26 protein-coding genes, 1 tRNA gene and 1 other RNA gene are annotated in these 22,864 nt (G+C 67.3%); 14 read left to right on the top strand and 14 right to left on the bottom strand.

The genetic code is table 11. From position 1 onward, the window contains the following. Positions 1 to 75 precede the first annotated feature (75 nt). The 7 genes from UU7_RS08430 to UU7_RS08400 all read left to right on the top strand — a co-directional run bounded on the left by UU7_RS08430 (position 76) and on the right by UU7_RS08400 (position 6,582). On the top strand, positions 76 to 861 hold the full coding sequence (locus tag UU7_RS08430; RefSeq protein ID WP_040673118.1) for a L,D-transpeptidase family protein: 786 nt from the start codon (positions 76 to 78) through the stop codon (positions 859 to 861). Next, positions 858 to 2,108 carry a dicarboxylate/amino acid:cation symporter gene (locus UU7_RS08425; protein WP_007807316.1) on the top strand — a complete coding sequence of 417 codons (1,251 nt, stop codon included), beginning with the start codon at positions 858 to 860 and terminating at the stop codon, positions 2,106 to 2,108. Before UU7_RS08430 ends, UU7_RS08425 begins: the two co-directional genes overlap by 4 nt. A 51-nt stretch (positions 2,109 to 2,159) precedes the next feature. Continuing rightward, positions 2,160 to 3,284: an NAD(P)/FAD-dependent oxidoreductase gene (locus UU7_RS08420; RefSeq protein WP_007807314.1), complete on the top strand. Its 1,125-nt coding sequence runs from the start codon at positions 2,160 to 2,162 to the stop codon at positions 3,282 to 3,284. An 83-nt stretch (positions 3,285 to 3,367) separates the two neighbouring features. After that, a complete protein-coding gene (locus tag UU7_RS08415; RefSeq protein WP_007807312.1) occupies positions 3,368 to 3,964 on the top strand; it encodes an anthranilate synthase component II in 597 nt (198 codons plus the stop codon). After that, the gene (gene trpD / locus UU7_RS08410; protein ID WP_007807310.1) at positions 3,961 to 5,031 is read left to right on the top strand and encodes an anthranilate phosphoribosyltransferase; all 1,071 of its coding nucleotides are present in this window, start codon (positions 3,961 to 3,963) and stop codon (positions 5,029 to 5,031) included. The genes UU7_RS08415 and trpD overlap by 4 nt, the downstream gene beginning before the upstream one ends. 61 nt (positions 5,032 to 5,092) lie before the next feature. After that, positions 5,093 to 5,887, top strand: a complete 795-nt coding sequence (trpC, locus tag UU7_RS08405) for an indole-3-glycerol phosphate synthase TrpC (RefSeq protein ID WP_007807308.1) — start codon at positions 5,093 to 5,095, stop codon at positions 5,885 to 5,887. Positions 5,888 to 5,892: 5 nt separating this feature from the next. Further along, positions 5,893 to 6,582: a haloacid dehalogenase-like hydrolase gene (locus tag UU7_RS08400; RefSeq protein ID WP_040673135.1), complete on the top strand. Its 690-nt coding sequence runs from the start codon at positions 5,893 to 5,895 to the stop codon at positions 6,580 to 6,582. A 29-nt stretch (positions 6,583 to 6,611) separates the two neighbouring features. Here UU7_RS08400 and UU7_RS08395 read toward each other — a convergent pair whose 3' ends face one another. Together UU7_RS08395 and crp are read right to left on the bottom strand one after the other, a co-directional pair. Beyond that, complete coding sequence (locus UU7_RS08395) at positions 6,612 to 7,358, bottom strand: sulfite exporter TauE/SafE family protein (RefSeq protein WP_007807305.1); 747 nt, start codon at positions 7,356 to 7,358, stop codon at positions 6,612 to 6,614. 92 nt (positions 7,359 to 7,450) lie between these two features. Further along, a complete protein-coding gene (crp, locus tag UU7_RS08390) occupies positions 7,451 to 8,152 on the bottom strand; it encodes a cAMP-activated global transcriptional regulator CRP (protein ID WP_007807303.1) in 702 nt (233 codons plus the stop codon). 288 nt (positions 8,153 to 8,440) lie between these two features. On the opposite strand from crp, the gene speD reads away from it, so the two are divergent. After that, entirely contained in the window at positions 8,441 to 9,226 is a 786-nt protein-coding gene (gene speD / locus UU7_RS08385; RefSeq protein ID WP_007807301.1) for an adenosylmethionine decarboxylase, read from the top strand. 92 nt (positions 9,227 to 9,318) lie between these two features. Here the strand turns inward: speD and coq7 are convergent, their stop codons facing one another. Continuing rightward, entirely contained in the window at positions 9,319 to 9,960 is a 642-nt protein-coding gene (coq7, locus tag UU7_RS08380) for a 2-polyprenyl-3-methyl-6-methoxy-1,4-benzoquinone monooxygenase (RefSeq protein WP_007807299.1), read from the bottom strand. Positions 9,961 to 10,250: 290 nt separating this feature from the next. Between coq7 and rplM the strand changes: the two genes are divergently transcribed. From rplM to UU7_RS08360, 4 genes are all read left to right on the top strand, one after another. After that, positions 10,251 to 10,679, top strand: a complete 429-nt coding sequence (gene rplM / locus UU7_RS08375) for a 50S ribosomal protein L13 (RefSeq protein ID WP_007807297.1) — start codon at positions 10,251 to 10,253, stop codon at positions 10,677 to 10,679. Between the two features lie 9 nt (positions 10,680 to 10,688). Then, positions 10,689 to 11,081 (top strand): 30S ribosomal protein S9, encoded by a 393-nt coding sequence (gene rpsI, locus UU7_RS08370; RefSeq protein ID WP_007807295.1) that lies wholly within the window; start codon positions 10,689 to 10,691, stop codon positions 11,079 to 11,081. 12 nt (positions 11,082 to 11,093) lie between these two features. Continuing rightward, positions 11,094 to 11,167 (top strand) — tRNA-Gln (locus UU7_RS08365). Between the two features lie 182 nt (positions 11,168 to 11,349). After that, the gene (locus UU7_RS08360) at positions 11,350 to 13,248 is read left to right on the top strand and encodes a chloride channel protein (RefSeq protein ID WP_007807294.1); all 1,899 of its coding nucleotides are present in this window, start codon (positions 11,350 to 11,352) and stop codon (positions 13,246 to 13,248) included. Positions 13,249 to 13,312: 64 nt separating this feature from the next. On the opposite strand, the gene rpiA is transcribed toward UU7_RS08360, so the two are convergent. From rpiA to UU7_RS08335, 6 genes are all read right to left on the bottom strand, one after another. Then, complete coding sequence (rpiA, locus tag UU7_RS08355) at positions 13,313 to 13,954, bottom strand: ribose-5-phosphate isomerase RpiA (protein WP_007807292.1); 642 nt, start codon at positions 13,952 to 13,954, stop codon at positions 13,313 to 13,315. 34 nt (positions 13,955 to 13,988) lie between these two features. Further along, the gene (locus UU7_RS08350) at positions 13,989 to 14,441 is read right to left on the bottom strand and encodes an EVE domain-containing protein (RefSeq protein ID WP_007807290.1); all 453 of its coding nucleotides are present in this window, start codon (positions 14,439 to 14,441) and stop codon (positions 13,989 to 13,991) included. Further along, positions 14,438 to 15,058, bottom strand: a complete 621-nt coding sequence (locus UU7_RS08345) for a 5-formyltetrahydrofolate cyclo-ligase (protein WP_007807287.1) — start codon at positions 15,056 to 15,058, stop codon at positions 14,438 to 14,440. Before UU7_RS08345 ends, UU7_RS08350 begins: the two co-directional genes overlap by 4 nt. Positions 15,059 to 15,125: 67 nt before the next feature. Beyond that, positions 15,126 to 15,312, bottom strand: a non-coding RNA gene (ssrS, locus tag UU7_RS17655) — 6S RNA. 67 nt (positions 15,313 to 15,379) lie between these two features. After that, entirely contained in the window at positions 15,380 to 15,694 is a 315-nt protein-coding gene (locus tag UU7_RS08340) for a cell division protein ZapA (protein ID WP_007807286.1), read from the bottom strand. Further along, positions 15,694 to 15,933: a TIGR02449 family protein gene (locus UU7_RS08335; RefSeq protein WP_007807283.1), complete on the bottom strand. Its 240-nt coding sequence runs from the start codon at positions 15,931 to 15,933 to the stop codon at positions 15,694 to 15,696. The genes UU7_RS08340 and UU7_RS08335 overlap by 1 nt, the downstream gene beginning before the upstream one ends. A 110-nt stretch (positions 15,934 to 16,043) precedes the next feature. On the opposite strand from UU7_RS08335, the gene UU7_RS08330 reads away from it, so the two are divergent. Then, on the top strand, positions 16,044 to 16,607 hold the full coding sequence (locus UU7_RS08330; RefSeq protein WP_007807279.1) for a UPF0149 family protein: 564 nt from the start codon (positions 16,044 to 16,046) through the stop codon (positions 16,605 to 16,607). Beyond that, positions 16,604 to 17,944, top strand: a complete 1,341-nt coding sequence (locus UU7_RS08325; RefSeq protein WP_007807276.1) for an aminopeptidase P N-terminal domain-containing protein — start codon at positions 16,604 to 16,606, stop codon at positions 17,942 to 17,944. Before UU7_RS08330 ends, UU7_RS08325 begins: the two co-directional genes overlap by 4 nt. A gap of 160 nt (positions 17,945 to 18,104) precedes the next feature. On the opposite strand, the gene cydX is transcribed toward UU7_RS08325, so the two are convergent. The 5 genes from cydX to pepQ form a co-directional block, all read right to left on the bottom strand. Beyond that, on the bottom strand, positions 18,105 to 18,245 hold the full coding sequence (gene cydX, locus UU7_RS08320) for a cytochrome bd-I oxidase subunit CydX (protein WP_007807273.1): 141 nt from the start codon (positions 18,243 to 18,245) through the stop codon (positions 18,105 to 18,107). Positions 18,246 to 18,260: 15 nt separating this feature from the next. Then, positions 18,261 to 19,391, bottom strand: coding sequence for a cytochrome d ubiquinol oxidase subunit II (cydB, locus tag UU7_RS08315; protein WP_007807271.1), 1,131 nt, complete (start codon positions 19,389 to 19,391; stop codon positions 18,261 to 18,263). A 117-nt stretch (positions 19,392 to 19,508) separates the two neighbouring features. Next, positions 19,509 to 21,083, bottom strand: coding sequence for a cytochrome ubiquinol oxidase subunit I (locus tag UU7_RS08310; RefSeq protein ID WP_202946799.1), 1,575 nt, complete (start codon positions 21,081 to 21,083; stop codon positions 19,509 to 19,511). Continuing rightward, positions 21,083 to 21,313: a cytochrome oxidase putative small subunit CydP gene (gene cydP / locus UU7_RS08305; RefSeq protein WP_007807266.1), complete on the bottom strand. Its 231-nt coding sequence runs from the start codon at positions 21,311 to 21,313 to the stop codon at positions 21,083 to 21,085. Before cydP ends, UU7_RS08310 begins: the two co-directional genes overlap by 1 nt. 82 nt (positions 21,314 to 21,395) lie before the next feature. After that, positions 21,396 to 22,712, bottom strand: a complete 1,317-nt coding sequence (gene pepQ, locus UU7_RS08300) for a Xaa-Pro dipeptidase (protein WP_007807264.1) — start codon at positions 22,710 to 22,712, stop codon at positions 21,396 to 21,398. Positions 22,713 to 22,864: the final 152 nt, after the last annotated feature.

Genomic DNA, 22,864 nt, shown 5'->3' with positions numbered 1-22,864 from the left:
GAGTGGCAGGAGCCCGTTTGCCGGTGATGCTCCTGCAGATGACCGGATGATGATGGTTTACCGGATGGAAAGCTGATGACTGATAACCGCCGAACCCTTGCCTTGCTGACGTTCGCCGTCACCCTCGCCGGCGTCGCGCACGCCGGCACGGCGAAGACGCCGTGGCATGACGCGCGCCAGATGATCGTGGTGACCACGGCCGGCTGGAACGTGGACCATGGCACGCTGCGCACGTTCGAGCGGGCAGGCGATGGCTGGCGCGAAGTGCGCGCCGCGGTGCCGGTGACCGTCGGCAAGAACGGTGCCGGCTGGGGCCTGGGGCTGAACGCGCCGCAGACCGACGGGGGCGGCCCGGTCAAGCGCGAGGGCGACAACCGCAGCCCGGCCGGGGTGTTCCGCATCGGCGACAGCTTCGGTTATGCCGCCAGCGTCGACACCGCGATGCCGTACCTGGCGCTCAACGCCACCGAATACTGCGTCGACGTCAGCGGCGCGAAGCATTACAACCGCATCGTCGACGCCAGCGTGGTCGGCGCCGCGGCGGTCAAGGGTTCCACCGAGCCGATGCGGCGCGACCTGCACGCGTACGGCGACCAGCGCTACCGCATGGGCTTCGTGATCGAGCAGAACCCCGCGAACGTTCCGCAGGCCGGCAGCTGCATCTTCGCCCACCTGTGGAAGTCGCCCAGCGACGCCACCGCCGGCTGCACCGCGATGACGCCGGCGGTGATGCAGTCGCTGCTGGCGTGGCTGAAGCCGGAAGATCATCCGGTGTTCGTGCTGCTGCCGCAGGGCGAGTACGAGCGCCTGCGCACGGCATGGCAGTTGCCGGCCTTCGCCGCCACGGATGCCGCCCGATGAGTGCGACGTCCCGCGTGCTGACCGGACTGGCCGCGGGCGCGGTGATCGGCCTGCTGCTGGCCGGCTGGAACGAAACCGCGGCGCTGCAGGTGGCCAACGTGGTGCAGCCGATCGGCAAGCTGTGGCTGAACGCGCTGCAGATGACCGTGGTGCCGCTGGTGCTGGCGCTGGTGGTGGTGGGCGTCAACACCGCCAGCGACGCGGCGGCGTCCGGGCGCATCGCGCGGCGGGCGATCGTGACCTTCCTGCTGATCCTGACCGGCGGCGCGCTGTTCGCGGCGCTGGCCGCGCCGCTGGTGTTCTCGCTGTTTCCGCACAATCCCGCCCTGGTCGTGGCGCTCGATCACGCCAGCGTGCCGGCCGCCGCGCAGGCGGCGCCGAACTGGATCGATACGCTGGTGGCGATCGTGCCCAGCAACGCGATCATGGCCGCGGCGCAGAGCGCGATGCTGCCGCTGGTGGTGTTCGCGCTGTTCCTGGGTTTCGCGCTGACCCGGATCGAGTCGGCACGTCGCGCGATGCTGGTGGAATTCTTCCAGGCGATCGCCGACGCGATGATCGTGATCGTGCGCTGGGTGCTGTGGGTGGCGCCGCTGGGCGTGTTCGCGCTGATCCTTTCGGTATGCGCCCGTTCCGGGCTGGGCATGCTCAGCGCGCTGGGTGTCTACGTGCTGGTGGAGTGCCTGCTGTACCTGTCGGTCACCGTGATGATGCTGCCGGTGGCGCTGTTCTTCGGCGGCGAACGGCTGCGCCGCTTCGTGCCCGCGCTGGTGCCGGCGCAGGTGGTGGCGATCAGCACGCAGTCGTCGCTGGCCTCGTTGCCGGCGATGCTGGAAAGCGCCGACCGCCGGCTGGGTTATCCGAAGCAGGTGGCCGCGCTGGTGCTGCCGATGGCGGTGAGCCTGTTCCGCCTGACCAGCCCGGTGCAGTACGTTACCTCGGCGGTTTTCATCGCCTGGGCTTACGGCGTCGACCTGTCCACCGCGCAGTTGCTGGCCGGTGCGCTGCTGGCGGTGGTGATCAGCCTGGGCTCGGTGGGCTTGCCGGGGCAGGTCACCTTCGTCGCCACCAACCTGCCGGTGGCGCAGGCGATGGGCCTGCCGCTCAGTCCGCTGGGCCTGATGCTGGCGGTGGACACGATTCCCGACGCGCTGGCCACCCTGGGCAACGTCACCGGCGACCTTGCCGCCACCAGCGTGGTCAATCGTCAGTCACGGCAAGTCGGGAATGGCGAAGCAGAGCCCTAGAACCACCGCCTTTCCCGCTCCCCATTCCCCATCTTCAACCCCGAGCTCGAAATGGATCTGATCGAAACCGACGTGATCGTGATCGGTGCCGGCATGGCCGGCGCCTCGGTCGCCTACTTCCTTGCGCCGCATGCGCGCGTGCTGGTGCTGGAGCGCGAGTCCTACGCCGGCATGCATTCGACCGGCCGCTCGGCAGCCCTGTTCAGCGAAACCTATGGTTCGGCCCAGGTGCGTGCACTGACCCGCGCCACCCGGCCGTTCCTGGCTTCGCCGCCGGCCGGCTTCACCGCCGAGCCCATCCTCGGTCCGCGCGGCGCCACCCTGGTCGGCAACGCGGCGCAGGTGGATGACGTCAGCGCGTTGTACGAGGCGATCCGGCCGTTCACGCGCGACATCGAGCTGCATGACGCAGCGCAGTTGCAGGCCGCCGTGCCGGTGCTGCGGCCGGAGTTTGCGCAGATCGGCCTGCACGAGCCGGGCGCGGCCGACATCGATGTCAACGAATTGCATCAGGGTTTCCTGCGCGGGCTGCGCGCCCGCGGCGGCCAGTTGCGGGTGGACGTGGCGATCCGGGCGATCGAGCGCGATGCCGGCGGCTGGCGCGTGGAGGCTGGCGAGCACGCGTACCGCGCGCCGTTGCTGGTCAACGCGGCCGGCGCCTGGGTCGACCAGGTGGCCAGGCTCGCCGGCGTGGCGCCGCTGGGCATCGTGCCGAAGCGGCGCTCCGCCTTCGTGTTCGATCCGCCCGAGGCGCTGGCCACCGCGCGCTGGCCCTTCATCAACGACTTCGGCGAAACCTTCTATTTCAAGCCCGACGCCGGCCTGTTGCTGGGCTCGTGCGCGAACGCCGATCCGGTCGAGCCGCACGACGTGCAGCCGGAGGAATACGACATCGCGCTGGGCATCCACAACATCGAGCAGGCGACCACGATGACGATCCGCCGGCCCCGCCGCAGCTGGGCCGGCCTGCGTTCGTTCGTCGCCGACGGCGACCTGGTCGGCGGGTTCGCCACCGATGCGCCCGGCTTCTTCTGGGTCGCCGCGCAGGGCGGCTACGGCATCCAGACCAGCGCCGCGATGGGCGAAGCCTGCGCCCACCTGGCGCTGGGCCTGCCGCTGCCGGCGCCGCTGGTGGATGCGGGACTGTCGGCGGCGATGCTGGCGCCCCGCGGCTGAGCCAGCTTCCCCGTCGGCGCGGGCGCGGCAGGCGCACTGTGGTTATCATGACGCACTGCGCCAATGCCACGAAGCGATGCCCCATGCTGCTGATGATCGACAACTACGACAGCTTCACCTACAACCTCGTGCAGTACCTGGGCGAGCTGGGTCAGCAGGTGAAGGTGGTGCGCAACGATGCGCTGGATGTCGCCGGCATCCGCGCGCTGCGTCCTTCGCACATCATGATTTCGCCCGGACCGGGCACGCCGGATGATTCGGGCGTGTCGCTGGACGTCCTGCGCGAGCTGGCCGGCGAGATCCCGGTGTTCGGCGTGTGCCTGGGCCACCAGGCGATCGGCCAGGTGTTCGGCGGCAAGGTGATCCGGGCCAAGCAGATCATGCACGGCAAGACCTCGCCGGTGATCCATCGCGGCCAGGGCGTGTTCGCCGGCCTGCCCAATCCGTTCGAGGCGACGCGCTACCACTCGCTGGTGGTGGAGAAGTCGTCGCTGCCCGATTGCCTCGAAGTCACCGCCTGGACGGAAAATCCGGACGGCTCGATCGACGAGATCATGGGCCTGCGCCACAAGACACTGGCGGTCGAGGGCGTGCAGTTCCACCCCGAGTCGATCCTGACCCAGCACGGCCACGACCTGCTGCGCAATTTCCTGGGGCAGCCGCTGCGGGCCGCGGCATGAACGGTTCCGCCCAGACCATCACGATCACGCCGCAGGAAGCCCTGCAACGGCTGATCGAGCATCGCGAAATCTTCCACGACGAGATGATCGCACTGATGCGCCAGATCATGAACGGCGAGGTGAGCCCGCTGATGACGGCGGCGATCATCACCGGCCTGCGGGTGAAGAAGGAAACCGTGGGCGAGATCACCGGCGCGGCGCGGGTGATGCGCGAGCTGTCGGCGAAGGTCGATGCGCCGGCACATCCGCATTTCCTGGATATCGTCGGCACCGGCGGCGATGGTGCGTCGAGCTTCAACATTTCCACCGCCTCGATGTTCGTGGCGGCGGCGGCCGGCGCGCGCATCGCCAAGCATGGCGGTCGCAGCGTGTCGTCGAAGTCGGGCAGTGCGGACGTGCTGGAGGCGCTGGGCGCGTCGATCGAGCTGGCGCCGGCACACGTCGCCGCGTGCATGGCCGAGACCGACATCGGCTTCATGTTCGCGCCGAACCATCATCCGGCGATGAAGGTGGTGGCGCCGGTGCGCAAGGAAATGGGCGTGCGCACGCTGTTCAACATCCTCGGCCCGCTGACCAACCCGGCCGGCGCCCCGAACATCCTGATGGGCGTGTTCCATCCCGACCTGGTCGGCATCCAGGTGCGCGCGCTGCAGCAGCTCGGCGCGCGGCATGCGCTGGTGGTGTGGGGCCGCGACGGCATGGACGAGATCTCGCTGGGCGCGGCGACCCTGGTCGGCGAACTGCGCGACGGCGTGGTGCGCGAGTACGAGGTGGAGCCGGAGGATTTCGGCCTGGCGATGGCCTCCAGCCGCAACCTGCGGGTGGAGAACGCGGAGGAATCGAAGGCGATGCTGCTGGGCGCGCTGCAGGGCGAGGCCGGCGTGCCGCACGACATCGTCTGCCTCAACGCGGGCGCGGCGCTGTACGCCGCCGACGTGGTCGCTTCGATCGCCGACGGCATCGAGCTGGCCCGCGCCACGATTGCCAGCGGTGCCGCGCATGCGAAAATGCAGGCCTTCGTGGCGGTCACCCGTCGACTTTCCGGCCTGGTGCCCGTGGGCGTTTGAACTTCGCCGACGTCGCCATCGCCTTCATCGCGCCACCTGCGCACCATCCAAGTGAGATGCCATGACTGACATCCTCAATCGCATTCTTGTCCGCAAGGCCGAGGAAGTGGCCGAGCGCCGCGCCCGCGTGCCCGAGGCCGAGCTGGTCGCGCGCATCGCCGAGCTGCCGCCCACGCGCGGTTTCGGCGCGGCGATCGAGGCGAAGATCGCCGCGGGAATGCCGGCGGTGATCGCCGAAGTGAAAAAGGCCAGCCCCAGCAAGGGACTGATCCGTGGCAATTTCGATCCCGCCGCGATCGCGGCCAGTTACGCGGCGGCCGGCGCGGCCTGCCTGTCGGTGCTGACCGACAGCGACTTCTTCCAGGGCAGCGAGGCGTTCCTGCAGCAGGCGCGCGAAGCCTGCGCGCTGCCGGTGTTGCGCAAGGATTTCATCATCGATGCGTACCAGGTGTACGAGGCGCGGGCGATCGGCGCCGACTGCATCCTGCTGATCGTCTCGGCGCTGGATGACGACATGTTGCTGCAGCTGTCGCTGCTGGCGGCCGAGCTGGACATGGACGTGCTGTGCGAAGTGCACGACGAGGAAGAGCTGGAGCGCGCGCTGGCCTTGCCGGTGCCGCTGATCGGCGTCAACAACCGCAACCTGCGCAGTTTCGAGACCTCGCTGGAGACCTCGCTGGCGCTGCAGGAGCTGATCGAATACGACCGCGTGCTGGTGGCCGAGTCCGGCATCCACACTCCGGAGGACGTGGCGCGCCTGCGCGAAGGGGGCATCCAGGCGTTCCTGGTCGGCGAGGCGTTCATGCGCGCCGAGGACCCGGGCAGCGAACTGCGGCGGCTGTTCTCGCTGCCGTGACCGTGATGCCGGAGCTGGAGACCCTGACCGCCGATGTCGAGGCGGTCGCGCCGCGGGTGGTGCTGTTCGATTTCGACGGCGTGCTGTTCCGCGGCGACGCGTTCCATCTGTTCATCCGCGAGCGTTATCGCCGCTCGTGGTGGCGCTGGTTGCCCGCCGTGCTGGTGGCGCCGTTGCTGCTGCTGATCCTGCCGTTCTCGTGGCGCGTGCCGATGCATGTGCTGGTGCGCATTGCGCTGTTCGGGCTGGGCGAGCGCCGTTACCGGCTTGCCGCGGAGACGTTTGCCGCCGATCTCGCACGCCGGCCCCGGCAGTTTCATCGCGACGCCTTGCAGGTGTTGCGCCAGCATCAGCTGCAGGGCGACCGGGTGATCGTGGTGACCGGTTGCGAACACGCCCTGGTCAGCGGGATCGTGCAGCAACTGGGGCTGACCGGCCTGGATGTGCTGGCCTCGCAACTGCGCCCCGGCTGGCTGGGCATGCGCGTGCACTGGCACAACGTGGGCGGGCGCAAGGTGCAGCTGCTGGCGAAGCAGGGTCTGTCGGCATGGCAGGTCGCCTACGGCGATTCGATGCATGACGTGGCGATGCTGAAGGTCGCCGCCGAGCCGGTGCTGGTCAATGGCACGCCGACCCTGTGCAAGAAGGTGGAGAAGGCGCTGGGCCGTACGGTCGCCCGCGTCGAGTGGTTCTGAGGACGATCCGCAGGTCGCGCGGTTCCCGTCTATCGAAGCAAGGTCTGCACCAGCTGGCCCAGACTGATCAGCACGATCAGGCTGCCGACGGCCGCCATCACCGCGCGTTCGGGCAGGTGCCGCACCAGCCAGGCGGCGAATGGTGCGGCGATCACGCCACCGGTGAGCAGGCCCAGCACGATCGACCAGTGGCCGATGCCCACATGCAGCACCAGGGTGGCGGAGACGCAGAGGGTGACCACGAACTCGGCCGCGTTGACCGAGCCGATCGTGCTGCGCACGGCGCCGCCGCGGGCGAGCAGTGTGCTGGTGGCCAGCGGTCCCCAGCCACCTCCGCCGATCGCGTCGAGCAACCCGGCAAGAAAGCCCAGCACGCCGCTGTGCTGCACCTGGTGCCGGGTCAGCCGCTTGCCGAAGGCGCGCAGCAGGATCATCGCGCCGAGGATCAGCAGGTAGGCATTGACCCAGGGGCGGATCGCCTCGCCGGGCACGCTGGCCAAGAAGGTGGCGCCGAGGATGCCGCCGATGGCGCCGGGAATCGCCAGTTGCCAGAACAGCGTCCAGCGCACATTGCCGAACCACGCGTGCGAGGCGCCGGAGACGCCGGTGGTGACCACTTCGGCCGTATGCACGGTGGCACTGGCCACCGCCGGTGGCAGGCCCAGCGCCAGCAGGATCGAGTTGGAGACCAGGCCGTAGGCCATGCCCAGCGCGCCGTCGACCAGCTGGGCGAGCAGGCCGACACCGACGAAGATGAAGAACTGTCCGTAATCCAAGCGTGGTCTCGCAACTGGCGGCGGAAAGCCATCCTCAACCAGTCGTCGTAAAAAACCGGTTCAGGCAGGGCTTCCCGGGAGTGCGCCAGCGATCAGCGGGTGCCGCGCACCACGATGGTCTTGCCGGACACGTCGATCATGCGCTGCTCTTCCAGCTGCTTCAGCACGCGGCCGACCATTTCGCGCGAGCAGCCCACGATGCGGCTGACTTCCTGGCGCGAGATGCGGATCTGGGTGCCGTCCGGATGGGTCATCGAATCCGGCTCCTGGCACAGGTCGAGCAGGGTGCGCGAGATGCGATTGGTGACGTCCATGAAGGCCATCCGGCTGACCTGTCGCGACGTGCGCAGCAGACGGTTGGTGAGCTGGGCGCCGATCGCGAACAGGATCTTCGGGCACTCCTCGCGCAGCGGGCCTTCCATCAGCTGGAACAGGCGCTCGTAGCTGATCTCGGCCATCTCGCAGGCCGTGCGCGTGCGCACCATCGACTCGCGCTGGGCCTGTTCGACGAACAGGCCCATTTCGCCGATGAACTGGCCGCGGCTGATGTAGGCGAGGATGAGTTCGCGACCCTGTTCGTCCTCGGTGCACACCGCCAGCGAACCGTCCACCACGTAGTACAAGGTGTTGGCCGGGTCACCCGGACGGATGATGGCCGTCTTGCCCGGGTAGCGGCGGCGATGGCACAGCCCCAGGAAACGTTCCATCGCGGCGGGGTCGGGAGCGAAGCCCAGCGGGGCCTGCGAGCGTTCGAAAGCTTGTTGGAGCTGGTACTTGAGCTGAGCCACGGGCATCCCCTACAGGTAATTCTTGTCACGCCGGGCATCATGGCCACATGTCGTACACGTCCGTCGGGACATCATGACAGGCTTGCTCATTATGACAAAGCCGCGGATTCCACGCAGGTTCTAATTCCTTCGCTTTTGCCGCATACTTCGCGGTCTTTCGACAGCAGCCAGTACATCGCTGTCGTTCACAAGGGTCGTGCAGGCACCTGCCTGTACTCCAAACCAATGCCGCGGGGACCCTTGTCGCTAACCCGCCTCTGATGTTGGCCGATATCCGGTCATGGAGCGCCGCCCGTGGTCAAACCACTTCCCCGTCTGCGTCTGCAGGGTTTCAACAACCTGACCAAGGCGTTGAGCTTCAACATCTACGACATCTGCTATGCGGTGTCGGAAGACCAGCGTCGCCGCTACATCGAATACATCGATGAGCAGTACGACGCCGACCGGCTGACCCAGATCCTCACCGACGTGGCCGAGATCATCGGCGCGAACATCCTCAACGTGGCGCGCCAGGACTACGACCCGCAGGGTGCCTCGGTGACGATCCTGATCTCCGAGGAGCCGGTGGTCGAGAAGCTCGGTCGCGACACCATCTCCGGTGCCGTGGTCGCGCACATGGACAAGAGCCACATCACCGTCCACACCTATCCGGAAACGCATCCGCACAACGGCATCGCCACCTTCCGCGCCGACATCGACGTGGCCACCTGCGGCGTGATCTCGCCGTTGAAGGCGCTGAACTACCTGATCGACAGCTTCGAGTCGGACATCGTGATCGCCGACTACCGCGTGCGCGGCTTCACCCGCGACGTGAAGGGCAAGAAGCACTTCATCGACCACAAGATCAACTCGGTGCAGGACTACCTGGCGCGGCACATCCGCCAGAAGTACGAGATGTTCGACGTCAACGTGTACCAGGAAAACATGTTCCACACGAAGATGCACATCAAGGACTTCGACCTGGACACCTACCTGTTCGAGGCCCACGCCGACGACCTGTCGTTCAAGGAGCGCCAGCGCATCGAGTCGCTGCTGCGACGCGAGATCGAGGAACTGTTCCACGGTCGCAACCTGATGTGACAAAAGCCCGCCGAAAGGCGGGCTTTTTTTCAGGCATGCGCCCACCGAAAGGCGGTTTTTTCAGGCATGCGCCCGCCGAAAGGCGGGTTTTCCTACAGCCGGTAGGCCACCGTCTTCATCACCATCGAGCTGGCGTGCATCAGCTGCGGCAGCGGAAACGGCAGGTCGATGCCGCCGCGTTGCTGCGCGGCCTGCGCATGACGGATCTCGTCGGCCTGCATCCGGGTCAACACGGCGCGCGATCGCTCGTCCTGGGGTGGCAGCTGCTGCAGATGATCGGCCAGGTGGGCCTCGACCTGGCGCTCGGTCTCCACCACGAAGCCCAGGCTCAGCGCGTCGCCGGCCAGCGCGGCGGCGGCGCCGATCGCGTAGCTGCCGGCATACCACAGCGGATTGAGCAGGCTGGGGCGGCTGTCCAGTTGCTGCAGGCGTTCGGCGCACCATGCCAGGTGGTCGGTTTCCTCGGCGGCGGCATGCAGCAGGTGCTCGCGGTTGTCCGCGTCGCGGGCGAGCGCGGCCTGGCCCAGGTAAAGCGCTTGCGCGCAGACCTCGCCGGTGTGGTTGATCCGCATCAGGCCGGCGGCGTGGCGGCGCTCTGCCTCATCGAGTTCGCTTTCGGCAAGATCGGCGGATGGCGAGGGGCGCTGCGCCAGCGGCGCGCCGCCGACCGCTTCCAGTGCGCGCTCGCAGCCGGTCAGCAGGCGGTCGATGCGGCTCAGGGTGCGTACGCTCATGCGTTGTTCTCCAGCTAGAGTATCGGTCAGCAGGTCAATGTGGGTTGCTTCGGCCACGGCAACGGCGCCTCACGCCAGCGGCAAGGTGCCGGGGACCCCAACGGCCATGCGGGTTGCGCCCGGGAACCCTGGGGGGTCTTTTCAAGCGGCCCGGTGGTCATGCTATCATTGCCAGCTCACAGCCCGCCGGTCGGTGGGCTTGCGCCGTGGATGAAGGCTCCGCTATCATCTCGCGCCTTTGATCCACCGATTACGCGTACCGCCTCACGGCGGCAGACAGGTATTCTGAAATGAAAACGTTTAGCGCCAATGCAGACAACGTCAAGCGCGACTGGTTCGTGGTTGACGCCACGAACAAGACGCTCGGTCGCCTGTCGACCGAAATCGCCCACCGTCTGCGCGGCAAGCACAAGCCGGAATACACCCCGCATTGCGACACCGGCGATTATATCGTGGTGATCAATGCGCAGAAGGTGCACGTTACCGGTGCCAAGCTGGACGACAAGATGTACCACCGCTTCACCGGCTACGTCGGCAACCTGAAGACCACCAGCCTGAAGGATCTGCTGGCGACCTACCCGGAGCGCGTGATCGAGATCGCCGTCAAGGGCATGCTGCCGAAGAACCCGCTGGGTCGCGAGATGTATCGCAAGCTCAAGGTCTACGGCGGTGCCGAGCATCCGCATACCGCACAGCAGCCGCAGGCGCTGGAAATCTAAGGAAATATCATGAGCATCCAGCAGAATTACGGCACCGGCCGCCGCAAGACCTCCGCCGCTCGCGTGTTCCTGCGCAAGGGCAAGGGCGAAATCATCGTCAACGGCAAGACGCTCGAAGCCTTCTTCGGCCGCGAGACCTCCTGCATGATCGTGCGCCAGCCGCTCGAGCTGACCGACAACACCGACAAGTTCGACATCAAGGTGACGGTTGCCGGTGGCGGCATCACCGGTCAGGCCGGCGCGATCCGCCTGGGCATCGCCCGCGCGCTGGTCGAGTACGATGAAAGCCTGAAGTCGCCGCTGCGCAAGGCCGGTTTCGTGACCCGTGACGCCCGTGAAGTCGAGCGCAAGAAGGTCGGTCTGCACAAGGCACGTCGCGCAACCCAGTTCTCCAAGCGCTAAGCTCAGTTCCACAGCCCCGTCGCCAAGCGGTAAGGCACCTGACTCTGACTCAGGCATCGGTGGTTCGAATCCATCCGGGGCTGCCAATACAAACGCCGTCGCTCGCCGCAAGGCGTGGCAAGTCGGCCGAGAAGCCCGCCATCCGGCGGGCTTTTTCGTTGGCAAGGGGCGCTGGCGCAGGATCTTTCGTCGCCGCTCGTGCTTCCGTGCCCTTCGGTTATGCACTGCAGCAGCGTAAAATTTCCGCCTTTGACTCGTGAGCACCCTGATGACGACGGCAAGCGACAGCGATCCCGGCCGCCCGGCGGTCCGCACCGAGGGCAGTACCGACGCGTTGCCGCTGGCGCCGACCATGGGCATGAGCCTGGATGCGGCGCGGATGCCGCGCCGCTCCACCCTGGTCGATCGACGGGTGTTGCGCATCACCGCGGTGTCGATCGTGCTGGGCGTGCTGGCTGCGCTGATTGCGCGATTGCTGACGGCTCTTATCGGTGTGGTGACCAATCTGGCCTTCTACGGCCGCTGGTCCACCGCGTTCTCCTCGCCTGCCGACGCGGTACCCCGACTGGGCTGGTGGGTGGTGCTGGTGCCGGTGGTCGGCGGCCTGATCGTGGGCGTGATGGCGCGCTGGGGTTCGCGCGCGATTCGCGGCCACGGCATCCCCGAGGCGATGGAACAGGTGCTGCTCAACGAGTCGAAGATTCCGCCGCGGATCACCTTCCTGAAGCCGGTCTCCTCGGCGATCGCGATCGGCACCGGCGGTCCGTTCGGCGCCGAGGGTCCGATCATCGCCACCGGCGGCGCGCTGGGTTCGTTCATCGGCCAGGTGCTGAAGGTGACCGGGAGCGAGCGCAAGGTGCTGCTGGCAGCGGGTGCGGCAGCGGGCATGGCCGCGGTGTTCTCGGCGCCGATCGCGGCCGTGGTGCTGGCGGTGGAGCTGCTGCTGTTCGAGCTGCGCCCGCGCTCGCTGATCCCGGTGGCGCTGGCTTGCGTTGCTTCGACCGGCACGCGTTACCTGTTGCAGGGTTCGACCGCGGTGTTTGCGATGGGGGCGGTGACGTCGCCGGGAGCGATGGCCTTGCTCGTCTACGTGCTGCTCGGCGCGCTGATCGGCGTGGTCAGCGTGTGGACCACCCGCATCGTCTACGGCATCGAGGACCTGTTCGAGAAGCTGCCCATCCACTGGATGTGGTGGCCGGCGATCGGCGGACTGGTGGTTGGTGTGGTCGGCTACTTCGCGCCGCTGACCCTGGGCGTGGGCTATACCAACATCGAGGACATCCTCAACGGCAGGCTGACGCTGACCGCGCTGGCCTTCCTGTGCGTGATGAAATTCATTTCCTGGTCGATCGCGCTGGGCAGCGGCACCTCGGGCGGCACGCTGGCGCCGCTGTTCACCATCGGCGGTGCGCTGGGCGCCCTGGTTGGCCTCGGCATCGCCGCCGTGGCGCCGCAATTCGGCGTGGACCCGCGCATTGCCGCCCTGGTCGGCATGGCGGCGATCTTCGCCGGCGCCTCGCGCGCGCTGCTCACCGCGGTGGTGTTCGCGTTCGAGACCACCGGCCAGCCCGCGGGACTGCTGCCGTTGCTGGGTGGCTGCACCGCGGCCTACCTGGTCTCGGCCCTGATGATGCGCAACACCATCATGACCGAGAAGATCGTGCGGCGTGGCGTGCGCGTGCCGTCCGAGTACGTGGCCGACTATCTCGACCAGGTCGGGGTGGGCGAGGCCTGCACGCGCGACGTGGTGACCCTGGACAGCACGCAGACGCTGGCTGAAGTGCGGCGCTGGCTGGCCGAGGACGTCGCACAGACCCAGCACCAGGGGTACCCGGTGCTGGACGAACGCCGCCGCGTGCTTGGCGTGCTGACCCGACGCAGCCTGCTCGACCCGCAGTGGCACTACACGCTGAGTCTGGGCGAACTGCTGACCCGGCCGCCGATCGCGGTCAGCGAGGCACATTCACTGCGCGAGGCCGCGGATCACATGGTGGCCGAGAGCGTGGGCCGGCTGGTGGTGGTGGGCAAGGATGACCCGCACAAGCTGGTGGGCATCATCACCCGCGGTGACATCCTGGCGGCCCATGCGCGCCGCCTGCGCGAAGCGCGGCACTCGGCCCGCCACCTGCGTTTCCGCGACGGCCTGAAGCCGCGGCCGGCGCAGTAAGGTGCTGAAACAAAAGACGGCCCGCAAGGGCCGTCTTTTTTCGGGAAGCGGACGATGCGACGAATCACATCTCCCGGTCGCCGATCAGCACCACGTCGGCGGGACGCCGCGCGAACAGACCCACGGTGACGATGCCGGCCAGCTGGTTCAGCTCGCTTTCCAGCGCGGCCGGGTCGACGATCTGCCAGCCGTGCACGTCGATGATCCAGTTGCCATTGTCGGTGACCACGCCGTCGCGCCAGACCGGGTTGCCGCCGCGCTTGACGATCTCGCGGCCGATCAGGCTGCGCGCCATCGGGATCACCTCGATCGGCACCGGGAACTTGCCGAGCAGGTCGACCCGTTTGCTGGAGTCGATGATGCAGACGAACTTCTCGCTGGCCGCCGCCACGATTTTCTCCCGGGTCAGCGCCGCGCCGCCACCCTTGATCAGCCGCTTGTACGGATCGCATTCGTCGGCGCCGTCGATGTAGATGGTCAGCGGGCCGGCGGCGTTGAGGTCCAGCACCGGAATGCCGAGGCGCTTCAGCTGCGCGGTCGATTGCTCCGAGCTCGACACCGCACCCTGGATACGGTCCTTCAGGTCGGCCAGCGCATCGATGAAGAACGCCACGGTGGAGCCGGTGCCGACGCCCACGATGGCGCCGTCCTCGACGTAGCGGATGGCGGCTTCGCCGGCCAGTTTTTTCTCGTTTGCGTTGCTCATGAATGGTTTCCGGTGAAAGGGGATCGGGTGACGTTCATTCCAGCGCCAGGATGTATTTCCAGTGCGCCGCATCGACCGGCATCACCGACAGCCGGTTGCCCTTGCGCAGCAGCGGCATCTCGGCCAGCGCAGGATCGTTCTTCATTTCGTCGAGGCTGATCGTGCGCTTGAGCTTCTTCACGAACTTCACGTCGACCAGCATCCAGCGCGGCTTGTCGCGCGAGCTGCCGGGGTCGAAATACTTGCTCTCCGGATCGAACTGGCTGGGATCGGGGTACGCGTCGGAGGCCACCTCGGCGATGCCGACGATGCCGGGCACGGCGCAGTTGGAGTGGTAGAAGAACACCTTGTCGCCGGGACGCATGCCGTCGCGCATGAAGTTGCGCGCCTGGTAGTTGCGCACGCCGTCCCAGGCCTCGCGCTTCTTGCGCTTGAGGTCGTCGATCGAGAACGCGTCCGGTTCGGACTTCATCAGCCAGTGGTTCATGGATGAGTCTCACTGTCTTGCTGGGCGAGGGTGCAGTCGATCAGCTCGCGGTCGGTGGCGACGAAATCCAGCGGAACATCCCAGGGTTCCTCATTTACGATTTCCAGTTCCTGGAAGTCGTAGGCAATGCCGACCAGCAGCGGTTCGGTGGGGCGCACCTGTTCGTTGAGGAAGGCGAAGCCGCGGTCGTAGTAGCCGCCGCCGTGGCCGAGCCGGTTGCCGCGACGGTCGAAACCGAGCAGTGGCACCAACACCAGGTCGATCTGGAACGGCTCGAACAGTTCGGGCGGATCGACCGGCTCGGGAATGCCGTAGCGATTGGGCTGCACCTGGTCGCCGGCCTTCCATGGTGCGAAGCGCAGTTTCCGGCCCGCGCCGATCACCGGCAGCAGGAATTGCTGGCCGCGCGTGGCCAGCGGCGGGATCACCAGATTCAACGGCAGTTCGCCGTGGCTGGCCCAGTAGCCGGCCACGCGCGCGTCGGTGAAATACTCGGGCAGTTGCTCCAGGCTGCGGCGCAGGCCCTGGGCCGCGGCGATGCGTTCGGCCGGCGGCAGGGCGCGGCGACGTTCGGCCAGTTGCTGGCGCAGATCGCGGCGTTGGGCGTTGACGTCCACGTGGCGCGCGGCTCCGGCGTGATCGTCCCGGTCGTGGCTCGACGATCGGAACGGGGAATAAGAAGTGGCGTAGACCGCGATGCCGCTGCCCACCGAACGACCTTGATCCAAGATGGATCAGGTGGGAGGGTTACATGGCCTAAAGGCTTTCCGCACGCGGCGGACATGCACAACAACCGATGTGAAACCGACCCGGGGCCGTATGTAGGAACAAGGCAAATGTAAGAGTGTGCTGGCGCACATCGCAGAAAACGCCGGGTGCCATTTTAGGCGCTTGGTCCGCAATGTGCCACTGGGGCGATGGATGTCGCAGGCTGCGGTTCAGCGCCTCGGCACTTCGTGCTCGAACGCGTCGTCGAGCTTGCGCTGCAAGGTGGCAAGGCCGTCGCTCAGGCGCTGTTCCCGGCTTTCATGCTGCTTGCGCAGGCCGAGGAATTCGTGCGCCACGCTGATCGCGGCCAGCACGGCCAGTCGTTCGAAGCTGGGTGCCTTGGCGTTCGCACGCAGTTCGCGCATCTTGCGATCGAGAAAGCCGGCGGCTTCGAGCAGGCCTTCGCGTTCTTCGGGCGCGCAGGCGATCAGGAATTCGCGGTCGATCAGTCGCAGCGCGACCGGTTCACTGGCGGGTGTGCTCATCAGCCGTTGCTCTCCAGCGACTTCAGGCGCTGGATCATCGCCTCGACGCGGCTGCGGGCCTGTTCGTTGCGCGCCATCAGGCCGGCGCGCTCGCCGGACAATTGTTCCTGGCTCTGCCGCAGGCTGCGGTTTTCCTCGTTCAGCCGGCGCACCGTCTCCAGCAAATGGTCAAGCTGGCGGGCCAGCGCGGCCAACTGCTGGTGAACCGGATCGGACGGGGCGGGATCGGGCGTGCTCATGCCCGAAACTATAGCAGGACGTTGCGGGAAATCTGCGAGCCGGTCGACGGGTGCGGAGGGCGCCGCCCGGTGCATTAAACTGGCCGCCATTCTTGCGAAGGAGCACCGCCATGGCGGCTACCGGGCCGATCGGCCACGATGATATCGATGCGCTGGTCATGCGTCTGCGACTGGGCACCGAAGCCAGCGAACTGCACGGGTCGCTGTGCGGCTACCTGGCCGGCGGCGCCCGTCCGCAGGGCGGCGACGTGCTTGCCGCCCTGCAGCTGGATGGCGAGGCGACCGACCCCACGGCCGAGGATCTTGCGCTGCTGCAGCGACTGACCCGCCAGTGCGAGCGCGAGCTGGCCGACAGCGAACTGGGCTTCGAGCCGCTGCTGCCCGATGACGATCGCCCGCTGGTCGAACGCGCCGAGGCGGTGGTGGACTGGTGTCGCGGCTTCCTCGGCGGCTTCGGCCTGGCTGGTACCGCGGCGCACGCGTCATTGTCGGAGGAGGCGCAGGAGATCCTGCGCGACTTTGGCACCATCGCCGCCTCTTCGTTCGACTTCAACAACGAGGACGAAGACGAGGATGCGCTGATCGAGGTGCAGGAGTTCGTTCGGGTCGGCGCGCTGCTGCTGCATGCCGAGTGCAACCGGCATGATCCGGCGTCCAGCGGCAGCGTGCATTGATACCGGTCGAACACGGCTCGACCCCTGCGGCGATCGACCCCGAGGAATTCGCCCGTCGCCGTCGCCAGCTGATGAAGATGGCCGGCGAGGACGCCGTGCTGCTGGTCGCCGCCGCGCCCGAGCGCATGCGCAACGCGGACGCCGCCTGGCCGTACCGGCAGGACTCGGACTTCCACTACCTGGCCGGCTTCCCGGAAAGCGACGCCGTGCTGGCGCTGTTGCCCGGGCGCCAGCACGGCGAAGTGGTGCTGTTCTGTCGCGAGCGCGATGCCGAGCGCGAGCGCTGGCACGGCCATGCGATCGGCACCGAACAGGCGGTGGCCGGTTACGGCATGGACGATGCGTTCCCGATCGATGACATCGACGACATCCTGCCCGGCATGATCGAGGGCCGTGCCCGCGTGTACTGCCATTTCGGCCGCGAGCCCCAGTTTGACGCGCAACTGCTGGGCTGGATGCGCCGCCTGCGCCAGTTGCGCGGCGGCGGCGTGGTGCCCAAGGAATTCGTGGCGCTGGGCCACCTGTTGCACGACCTGCGGCTGTACAAGTCGAGGGCCGAACTGCGACTGATGCGCGCGGCGGCGGGGATCGCGGTGGAAGCGCACATGGCGGCGCTGGGCGCGGCCAGGCCCGGACGCCACGAGTACGAAGTGGAGGCCGAACTGCTGCGGGTCATGCGCAGCCGGGGCGCGGTGCCGGCGTTCGTGCCGATCGTCGCTGGCGGCGCCAACGCCTGCGTGATGCACTATCAGAACAACCGGGCGCGACTGTGTGACGGCGACCTGCTGCTGATCGATGCGGGCGCCGAGTGGGATTGCTACGCTTCCGACATCAGCAGGACGTTTCCCGTCAACGGCCGTTACAGCCGCGAGCAGCGGGCGCTGTATGAAGTGGTGCTGGCCGCCCAGCTGGCGGCGATCGACGAGGTCCGTCCCGGCCGTCCGTTCAACGCGGCGCATCTCGCGGCGGTGCGCGTGCTGAGCGAGGGCCTGTGCGAGCTCGGCCTGCTCAAGGGCAGCGCCGATGCCGCGGTGGCCGATGGCAGCTATCAGCGGTTCTTCCCGGCCAAGACCGGCCACTGGCTGGGACTGGACGTGCATGACGTGGGCGACTACCGCATCGACGGCGAGTCGCGCCTGCTCGAGCCGGGCATGGTGTTGACCGTCGAGCCGGGGTTGTACGTGCCGCCGGACGACCGCTCGGTGGCCGAGCGCTGGCGCGGCATCGGCATCCGCATCGAGGACGACGTGGCGGTCACCCGCGACGGCAACGAGGTGCTCACCGCGGCGATGCCCCGGCAGGCCGAGGAGATCGAGGCACTGCTGGCCGCGCGCTAGGAGCGTGGGTCGCAGGAACCGTTCGGTCTGCAAAGTCGCCTGCTTGGTCCATTTTTCCGCCGATTCTTGACCCATAGAATGACTATGGGCCGGCGAATCGTCGAAAAACTGTCCCGGCGCAGGCAACTTTTCGCCACGAACGTTTCTGCGACCCACGCTCCTAGCTCAATTCGTCCGGCAGTTCGGCATCGGTCAGTTGGCGATTCGCCTCGTCCGTGGCGTGCACCTCGTACCACATCGCGTTGAGGATGGCGAAGGCGCAAGCCAGGCCCAGGCCGAGGATCCACGAGAAATACCACATCGGTTCGTACTCCTTTCAATAACCGCCGTGCGCCTTGCGCACCTGCTCCAGCGTCACCCGTCCGCGCATCACCCGATAGACCCAGCCGGTATAGAGCATGACGATCGGCAACAGCACCGCGGTGGCCAGCAGCATCAGCTGCAGGGTCCCACGACTGGACGAGGCATCCCATACGGTCAGGCCGGACCGCGGGTCCAGGCTGGAGGGCAGCAGGAACGGAAACAGCGCAAACCCGGCCGAGGCGATCGTGCCGCCCACCATCAGGCTGCTGGCGATGAAGCCGGCCAAACTGCGCCGGCCGATCAGGGCCTGCACGCCCACGGCCGAGGCCAGTGCCAGCAACGGTGCCAGCCAGAACCAGGGATACTGCATGTAGCCCGCAAACCAGCTGCCGCCCACCGCGACCTGCTTGAACAGCGGGTTGGCCGGGCCATCGGTCACCACCGGCCCGGCGATGGCATGGCCGGGGATGCCCCAGGCCAGCCACACCCCGGCCAGCACGTACAGCACGGCGAACAGCAGGGTGGTCCAGCGTCCGACCACCACCGCCCGCGCCGCGATGGCGTGGTCGGCCTTCATCGCGGCGAAACAGCTGCCGTGCGCCAGCAGCATGGCCAGCGAGACCAGGCCGCACAGCAGCGCGAACGGGTGCAGCAGGTCGAAGAAGCTGCCCTGCCAGCTCATCCGCAGATCGCCGTCGAAGCGGAACGGCAGGCCCAGGAACAGATTGCCGAACGCCACGCCGGCCACCAGCATCACCACCAGTCCGGAGCCGCTCAGCACCCAGTCCCACAGGGAAGCCCAGCGCGGGTCGTGGATCTTGCCGCGGAAGTTGAAACCGACCGGGCGCAGGATCAGCGCCAGCAGCACCAGCGCGATGGCGAAGTACATGCCCGAGAACGACACCGCGTACAGCATCGGCCACGCCGCGAAGGCGGCGCCGCCGGCCAGGATGAACCACACCTGGTTGCCTTCCCAGGTCGGCTCGATGCCTTCCAGCAGCACCTGTCGTTCCTCGTTGTCGCGGCCCAGCAGCTTCAGCAACGCGGCGACGCCGAAGTCGAAGCCGTCCATGATCGCGAAGCCGATCAGCAGCGTGCCGAGGAGGGCCCACCAGATCACCCGCAGGCTTTCATAATCAAACATCGCCTTTCTCCTTTGCCTCAGCTGCCCCTCGTGGAGAGGATCGAGGTGAGGGGCGGGTGCTCGCCATGGTGCTGATCGAAGCACGCTTCAACGTGTGCACGTCGCCAGCCCAGCCCATCATCCCAACCCTCTTTCCGCAGGCAAGAGGGGGCCATCCGTGGACGGCCAGATGCCCAGGCCATCCGGCCCCTTGCGCACGAACTTCAGCATCAGGAACACGTCGACCACCGCCAGCGCGGTGTAGAACAGCACGAAACCGCCCAGCGAAGTCATCACCTGGCCCGCGCTCACCGATGACACGCCCAGCGCGGTGGGCAATACACCCTCGATGGCCCACGGCTGGCGGCCGTACTCGGCGACGACCCAGCCCAGTTCGATCGCGACCCAGGGCAGCGGCAGACTCCACAGCGCCAGACGCAGGTACCAGCGCTGCGTATCGAGCTTGCGGGTGCTGGCCTTCCAGAACGAGAACGCGAACAGCGCGATGAAATAGAAGCCGCAACCGACCATGATGCGGAACGCCCAGAACAGTACCGGCACGTTGGGGATGGTGCTGTCGGCGGCCTTCTGGATATCCGCCGGCGTGGCCTGGCGCGGGTCGTCGACATACTTCTTCAGCAGCAGCGCGTAGCCCAGGTCCTTGTCGTGCGCGGCCAGCGTGGCCCTGGCTTTCGCATTGTTCCTGTCCTGACGCAGCACCAGCATGGCGTCGTAGGCCTGGATGCCGGTGCCGATGCGACCCTTGGCGGTCTCCACCAGCTCGGCGATGCCGGGCATCGTCTCGTCGATCGAGCGGGTGCCGATCAGGCCCATGACCCAGGGGATTTTCACGGCATAGTCCGTGCTGCGTCGCTGCACGTCCGGAAGTCCAAACACGGTGAACGGGGCTGGCGCCGGTTCGGTGTGCCACATCGCCTCGATCGCGGCCATCTTCATCTTCTGGTTCAGCGACACCGTGTAGCCCGAGGCGTCCCCCAGCACCACCACCGACAGCGCCGCGGCCAGGCCGAAGCTCGCGGCCACGGTCATCGAGCGTTTGGCGAAATCCACGTTGCGCCCGCGCAGCAGGTACCACGCGCTGATCGACAGCACGAACATCGCACCCAGCACGTAACCGGCGCTCACCGTGTGCACGAATTTTTCCTGCGCCACCGGGTTGAAGAACACCTCGGAGAACGAGGTCACCTCCATCCGCATCGTGGTCGGGTTGAATTCCGAGCCGACCGGGTGCTGCATCCAGGCATTGGCGACCAGGATCCACAACGCCGACAGGCTGGTGCCCAGCGCGAGGAACCAGGTCACCAGCAGGTGCTTGATCCGCGAGATGCGATCCCAGCCCATGAAGAACACGCCGATCAGGGTGGCCTCCAGGAAGAACGCCATCAGTCCCTCGATCGCCAGCGGCGCGCCGAAGATGTCGCCCACGTAGTGCGAGTAGTACGCCCAGTTCATGCCGAACTGGAATTCCATGGTCACTCCGGTGGCCACGCCCATCGCGAAGTTGATGCCGAACAGCACGCCCCAGAAGCGCACCATCTGCTTCCACACCTCGCGTCCGGTCATCACGTAGACGCTCTCCATGATGGCCAGCATCCACACCAGGCCCAGGGTCAGCGGCACGAACAGGAAGTGGTACATCGCCGTCAGCGCGAACTGCAGGCGCGACAGCGTGACGACATCGGCATCGATGATCATGGGCGGGTTTCCGCGGCGGCTTGGGGTGCGGGGGCGAGTCGCCGAGCGATCGCCTCCGCGCTGGTGTCAGGCTTCGGCTGCGGCGCAAACACGACCCACCAGATCAGCGTCAGCGCCGCGATCTTCAGCGCGATGATCGCGAGCAGTTCAAGGCTCAACCGCCGCAATGGCTGCGGCGACGTGCCGAAGGTCTCGGCGGACATGCTGGAAACCGGGGAACTGGACATGCGACGAATCCGGGCCTTGCCTGACCGTCAGCATACGCCGCGGCGACGTCTCGGCCATGTGGACGAATGTCGCAGCAGCGGCTTACGGCATGCCGAACGCATCCCGGGTGAGGTTTTCCGGTTCGCCATCGGTGCATGCCACGTCGTCCTCGATGCGGATGCCGCCGTACTGGCGAAAGTGGTCGACCTTCGCCCAGTCGATGTCGGCCGCGACCGGCTTGTCGCGCAGTTCGGCCAGCAGCATGTCGATGAAGTACAGGCCGGGCTCGATCGTCACCACCATGCCCGGCTCCAGCACGCGGGTCATGCGCAGGTACGGATGGCCGTCCGGACGCGCGATGCTGCCGCCGCGTTCGCCCTGCTGGAAACCGGCCACGTCGTGCACCTGCAGGCCGATCGGATGGCCCAGGCCGTGCGGAAAGAACGCGCTGGTCACGCCGGATTCGATCGCGCTTTCGGCGCTCATGCGCAGGAAGCCATGCTCGCGCAGCACGCCGGCCAGCACGTGGTGGGCGTGGATGTGCAGCTCGGGGTAGCTCTGCCCGGCGCGCACTTTCGCCGCGAAGCCGCGCTGCGCGGCGTCGACGCTGTCGATCAGCGCCTGGAATTCGCCTGCGTGCGGCGAGGCGTAGGTGCGGGTGATGTCGCTGGCGTAACCCGCCGCGCTGGCGCCGGCGTCGATCAGGAACGAGCGCGACGCCGCTGGCGGCGTGCGGTCGAAGTGCGTGTAGTGCAGCACCGCGCCGTGTTCGTTCAAGGCCACGATGCTGGCGTAGGGCAACTCGGCATCGATCTGTTTCGCGGCGGCGAGATAGGCCATGTGGATGCCGAACTCGCTTTCGCCGGCGCGGAACGCCGCTTCGGCGGCGCGATGGGCGCGCGTGCCGATGCGGCTGGCTTCGCGCATCAGGGCCAGTTCGTACGGCGTCTTGTAGCTGCGGTGCCAGTGCAGGTAATCGAGCACGGCCGGCGGGTTGTTCGCCTCCACGCCATCGGTGACGGGGCAGGCGGCGGCGATCACCGCGCGCCTGCCGGCGGGCAGTTGGGCGATCGCTTCGGCGGCGCTGCGCACGATCACGATGTCGAAGTGCTCCACCCAGTAGCCGTGGGGCGCCGCAGGTACCACGTGCCAGTAGTCGCGCGGTTGCACGAAGACCAGCTTCGGCTTGCTGCCCGGCGTGTACGCGATCCAGCTGCCCGGCGCGTCGGTCAGCGGCAGCCAGTGCCTGAAGTGCGGATTGGCCACGAACGGGTAGTCCTGGTCGTCGAGGAACTTGCCCGGTGGCGTGCCGGCGGCGACCAGCAGGTGGTCGTAGCCGCCCAGCGCCAGCGCGCGGTCGGCACGTTCGCGCACGGTGGCGAGGTGCTGAGGATACAGCGGGGCGAACAGGTCGGACATGGAGACTCCTGCGACGACGAATCATTGCGCGGCCGCCGCGCGGATGCGGCGGGTGCGAACGCTTCGCCATGGATCGGGGACGGGCGGGCCAGGCGTCATGATGACGCCGCCACGCCGCGACTTCCAGTCGGGGCCTGTGAAGAAAACCACTT

The organism is Rhodanobacter spathiphylli B39, assembly GCF_000264295.1.
Classification (GTDB): domain Bacteria; phylum Pseudomonadota; class Gammaproteobacteria; order Xanthomonadales; family Rhodanobacteraceae; genus Rhodanobacter; species Rhodanobacter spathiphylli.
Note: the sequence above shows the minus strand (reverse complement) of the source record. Positions and strands in the feature narration are given on the sequence as shown.

Excerpts from the sequence above, each read along its gene's own strand:
- UU7_RS08350 (WP_007807290.1), bottom strand. The coding sequence starts at position 14,441 with ATGAACCACTGGCTGATGAAGTCCGAACCGGACGCGTTCTCGATCGAC.
- UU7_RS08420 (WP_007807314.1), top strand. The coding sequence starts at position 2,160 with ATGGATCTGATCGAAACCGACGTGATCGTGATCGGTGCCGGCATGGCC.
- UU7_RS08340 (WP_007807286.1), bottom strand. The coding sequence starts at position 15,694 with ATGAGCACACCCGCCAGTGAACCGGTCGCGCTGCGACTGATCGACCGC.
- UU7_RS08425 (WP_007807316.1), top strand. The coding sequence starts at position 858 with ATGAGTGCGACGTCCCGCGTGCTGACCGGACTGGCCGCGGGCGCGGTG.
- UU7_RS08330 (WP_007807279.1), top strand. The coding sequence starts at position 16,044 with ATGGCGGCTACCGGGCCGATCGGCCACGATGATATCGATGCGCTGGTC.
- trpC (WP_007807308.1), top strand. The coding sequence starts at position 5,093 with ATGACTGACATCCTCAATCGCATTCTTGTCCGCAAGGCCGAGGAAGTG.
- cydP (WP_007807266.1), bottom strand. The coding sequence starts at position 21,313 with ATGTCCAGTTCCCCGGTTTCCAGCATGTCCGCCGAGACCTTCGGCACG.
- pepQ (WP_007807264.1), bottom strand. The coding sequence starts at position 22,712 with ATGTCCGACCTGTTCGCCCCGCTGTATCCTCAGCACCTCGCCACCGTG.
- rpsI (WP_007807295.1), top strand. The coding sequence starts at position 10,689 with ATGAGCATCCAGCAGAATTACGGCACCGGCCGCCGCAAGACCTCCGCC.
- UU7_RS08415 (WP_007807312.1), top strand. The coding sequence starts at position 3,368 with ATGCTGCTGATGATCGACAACTACGACAGCTTCACCTACAACCTCGTG.
- coq7 (WP_007807299.1), bottom strand. The coding sequence starts at position 9,960 with ATGAGCGTACGCACCCTGAGCCGCATCGACCGCCTGCTGACCGGCTGC.
- UU7_RS08335 (WP_007807283.1), bottom strand. The coding sequence starts at position 15,933 with ATGAGCACGCCCGATCCCGCCCCGTCCGATCCGGTTCACCAGCAGTTG.
- UU7_RS08430 (WP_040673118.1), top strand. The coding sequence starts at position 76 with ATGACTGATAACCGCCGAACCCTTGCCTTGCTGACGTTCGCCGTCACC.
- rpiA (WP_007807292.1), bottom strand. The coding sequence starts at position 13,954 with ATGAGCAACGCAAACGAGAAAAAACTGGCCGGCGAAGCCGCCATCCGC.
- UU7_RS08400 (WP_040673135.1), top strand. The coding sequence starts at position 5,893 with ATGCCGGAGCTGGAGACCCTGACCGCCGATGTCGAGGCGGTCGCGCCG.
- rplM (WP_007807297.1), top strand. The coding sequence starts at position 10,251 with ATGAAAACGTTTAGCGCCAATGCAGACAACGTCAAGCGCGACTGGTTC.
- trpD (WP_007807310.1), top strand. The coding sequence starts at position 3,961 with ATGAACGGTTCCGCCCAGACCATCACGATCACGCCGCAGGAAGCCCTG.
- cydX (WP_007807273.1), bottom strand. The coding sequence starts at position 18,245 with ATGTGGTATTTCTCGTGGATCCTCGGCCTGGGCCTGGCTTGCGCCTTC.
- crp (WP_007807303.1), bottom strand. The coding sequence starts at position 8,152 with ATGCCCGTGGCTCAGCTCAAGTACCAGCTCCAACAAGCTTTCGAACGC.
- cydB (WP_007807271.1), bottom strand. The coding sequence starts at position 19,391 with ATGTTTGATTATGAAAGCCTGCGGGTGATCTGGTGGGCCCTCCTCGGC.
- UU7_RS08360 (WP_007807294.1), top strand. The coding sequence starts at position 11,350 with ATGACGACGGCAAGCGACAGCGATCCCGGCCGCCCGGCGGTCCGCACC.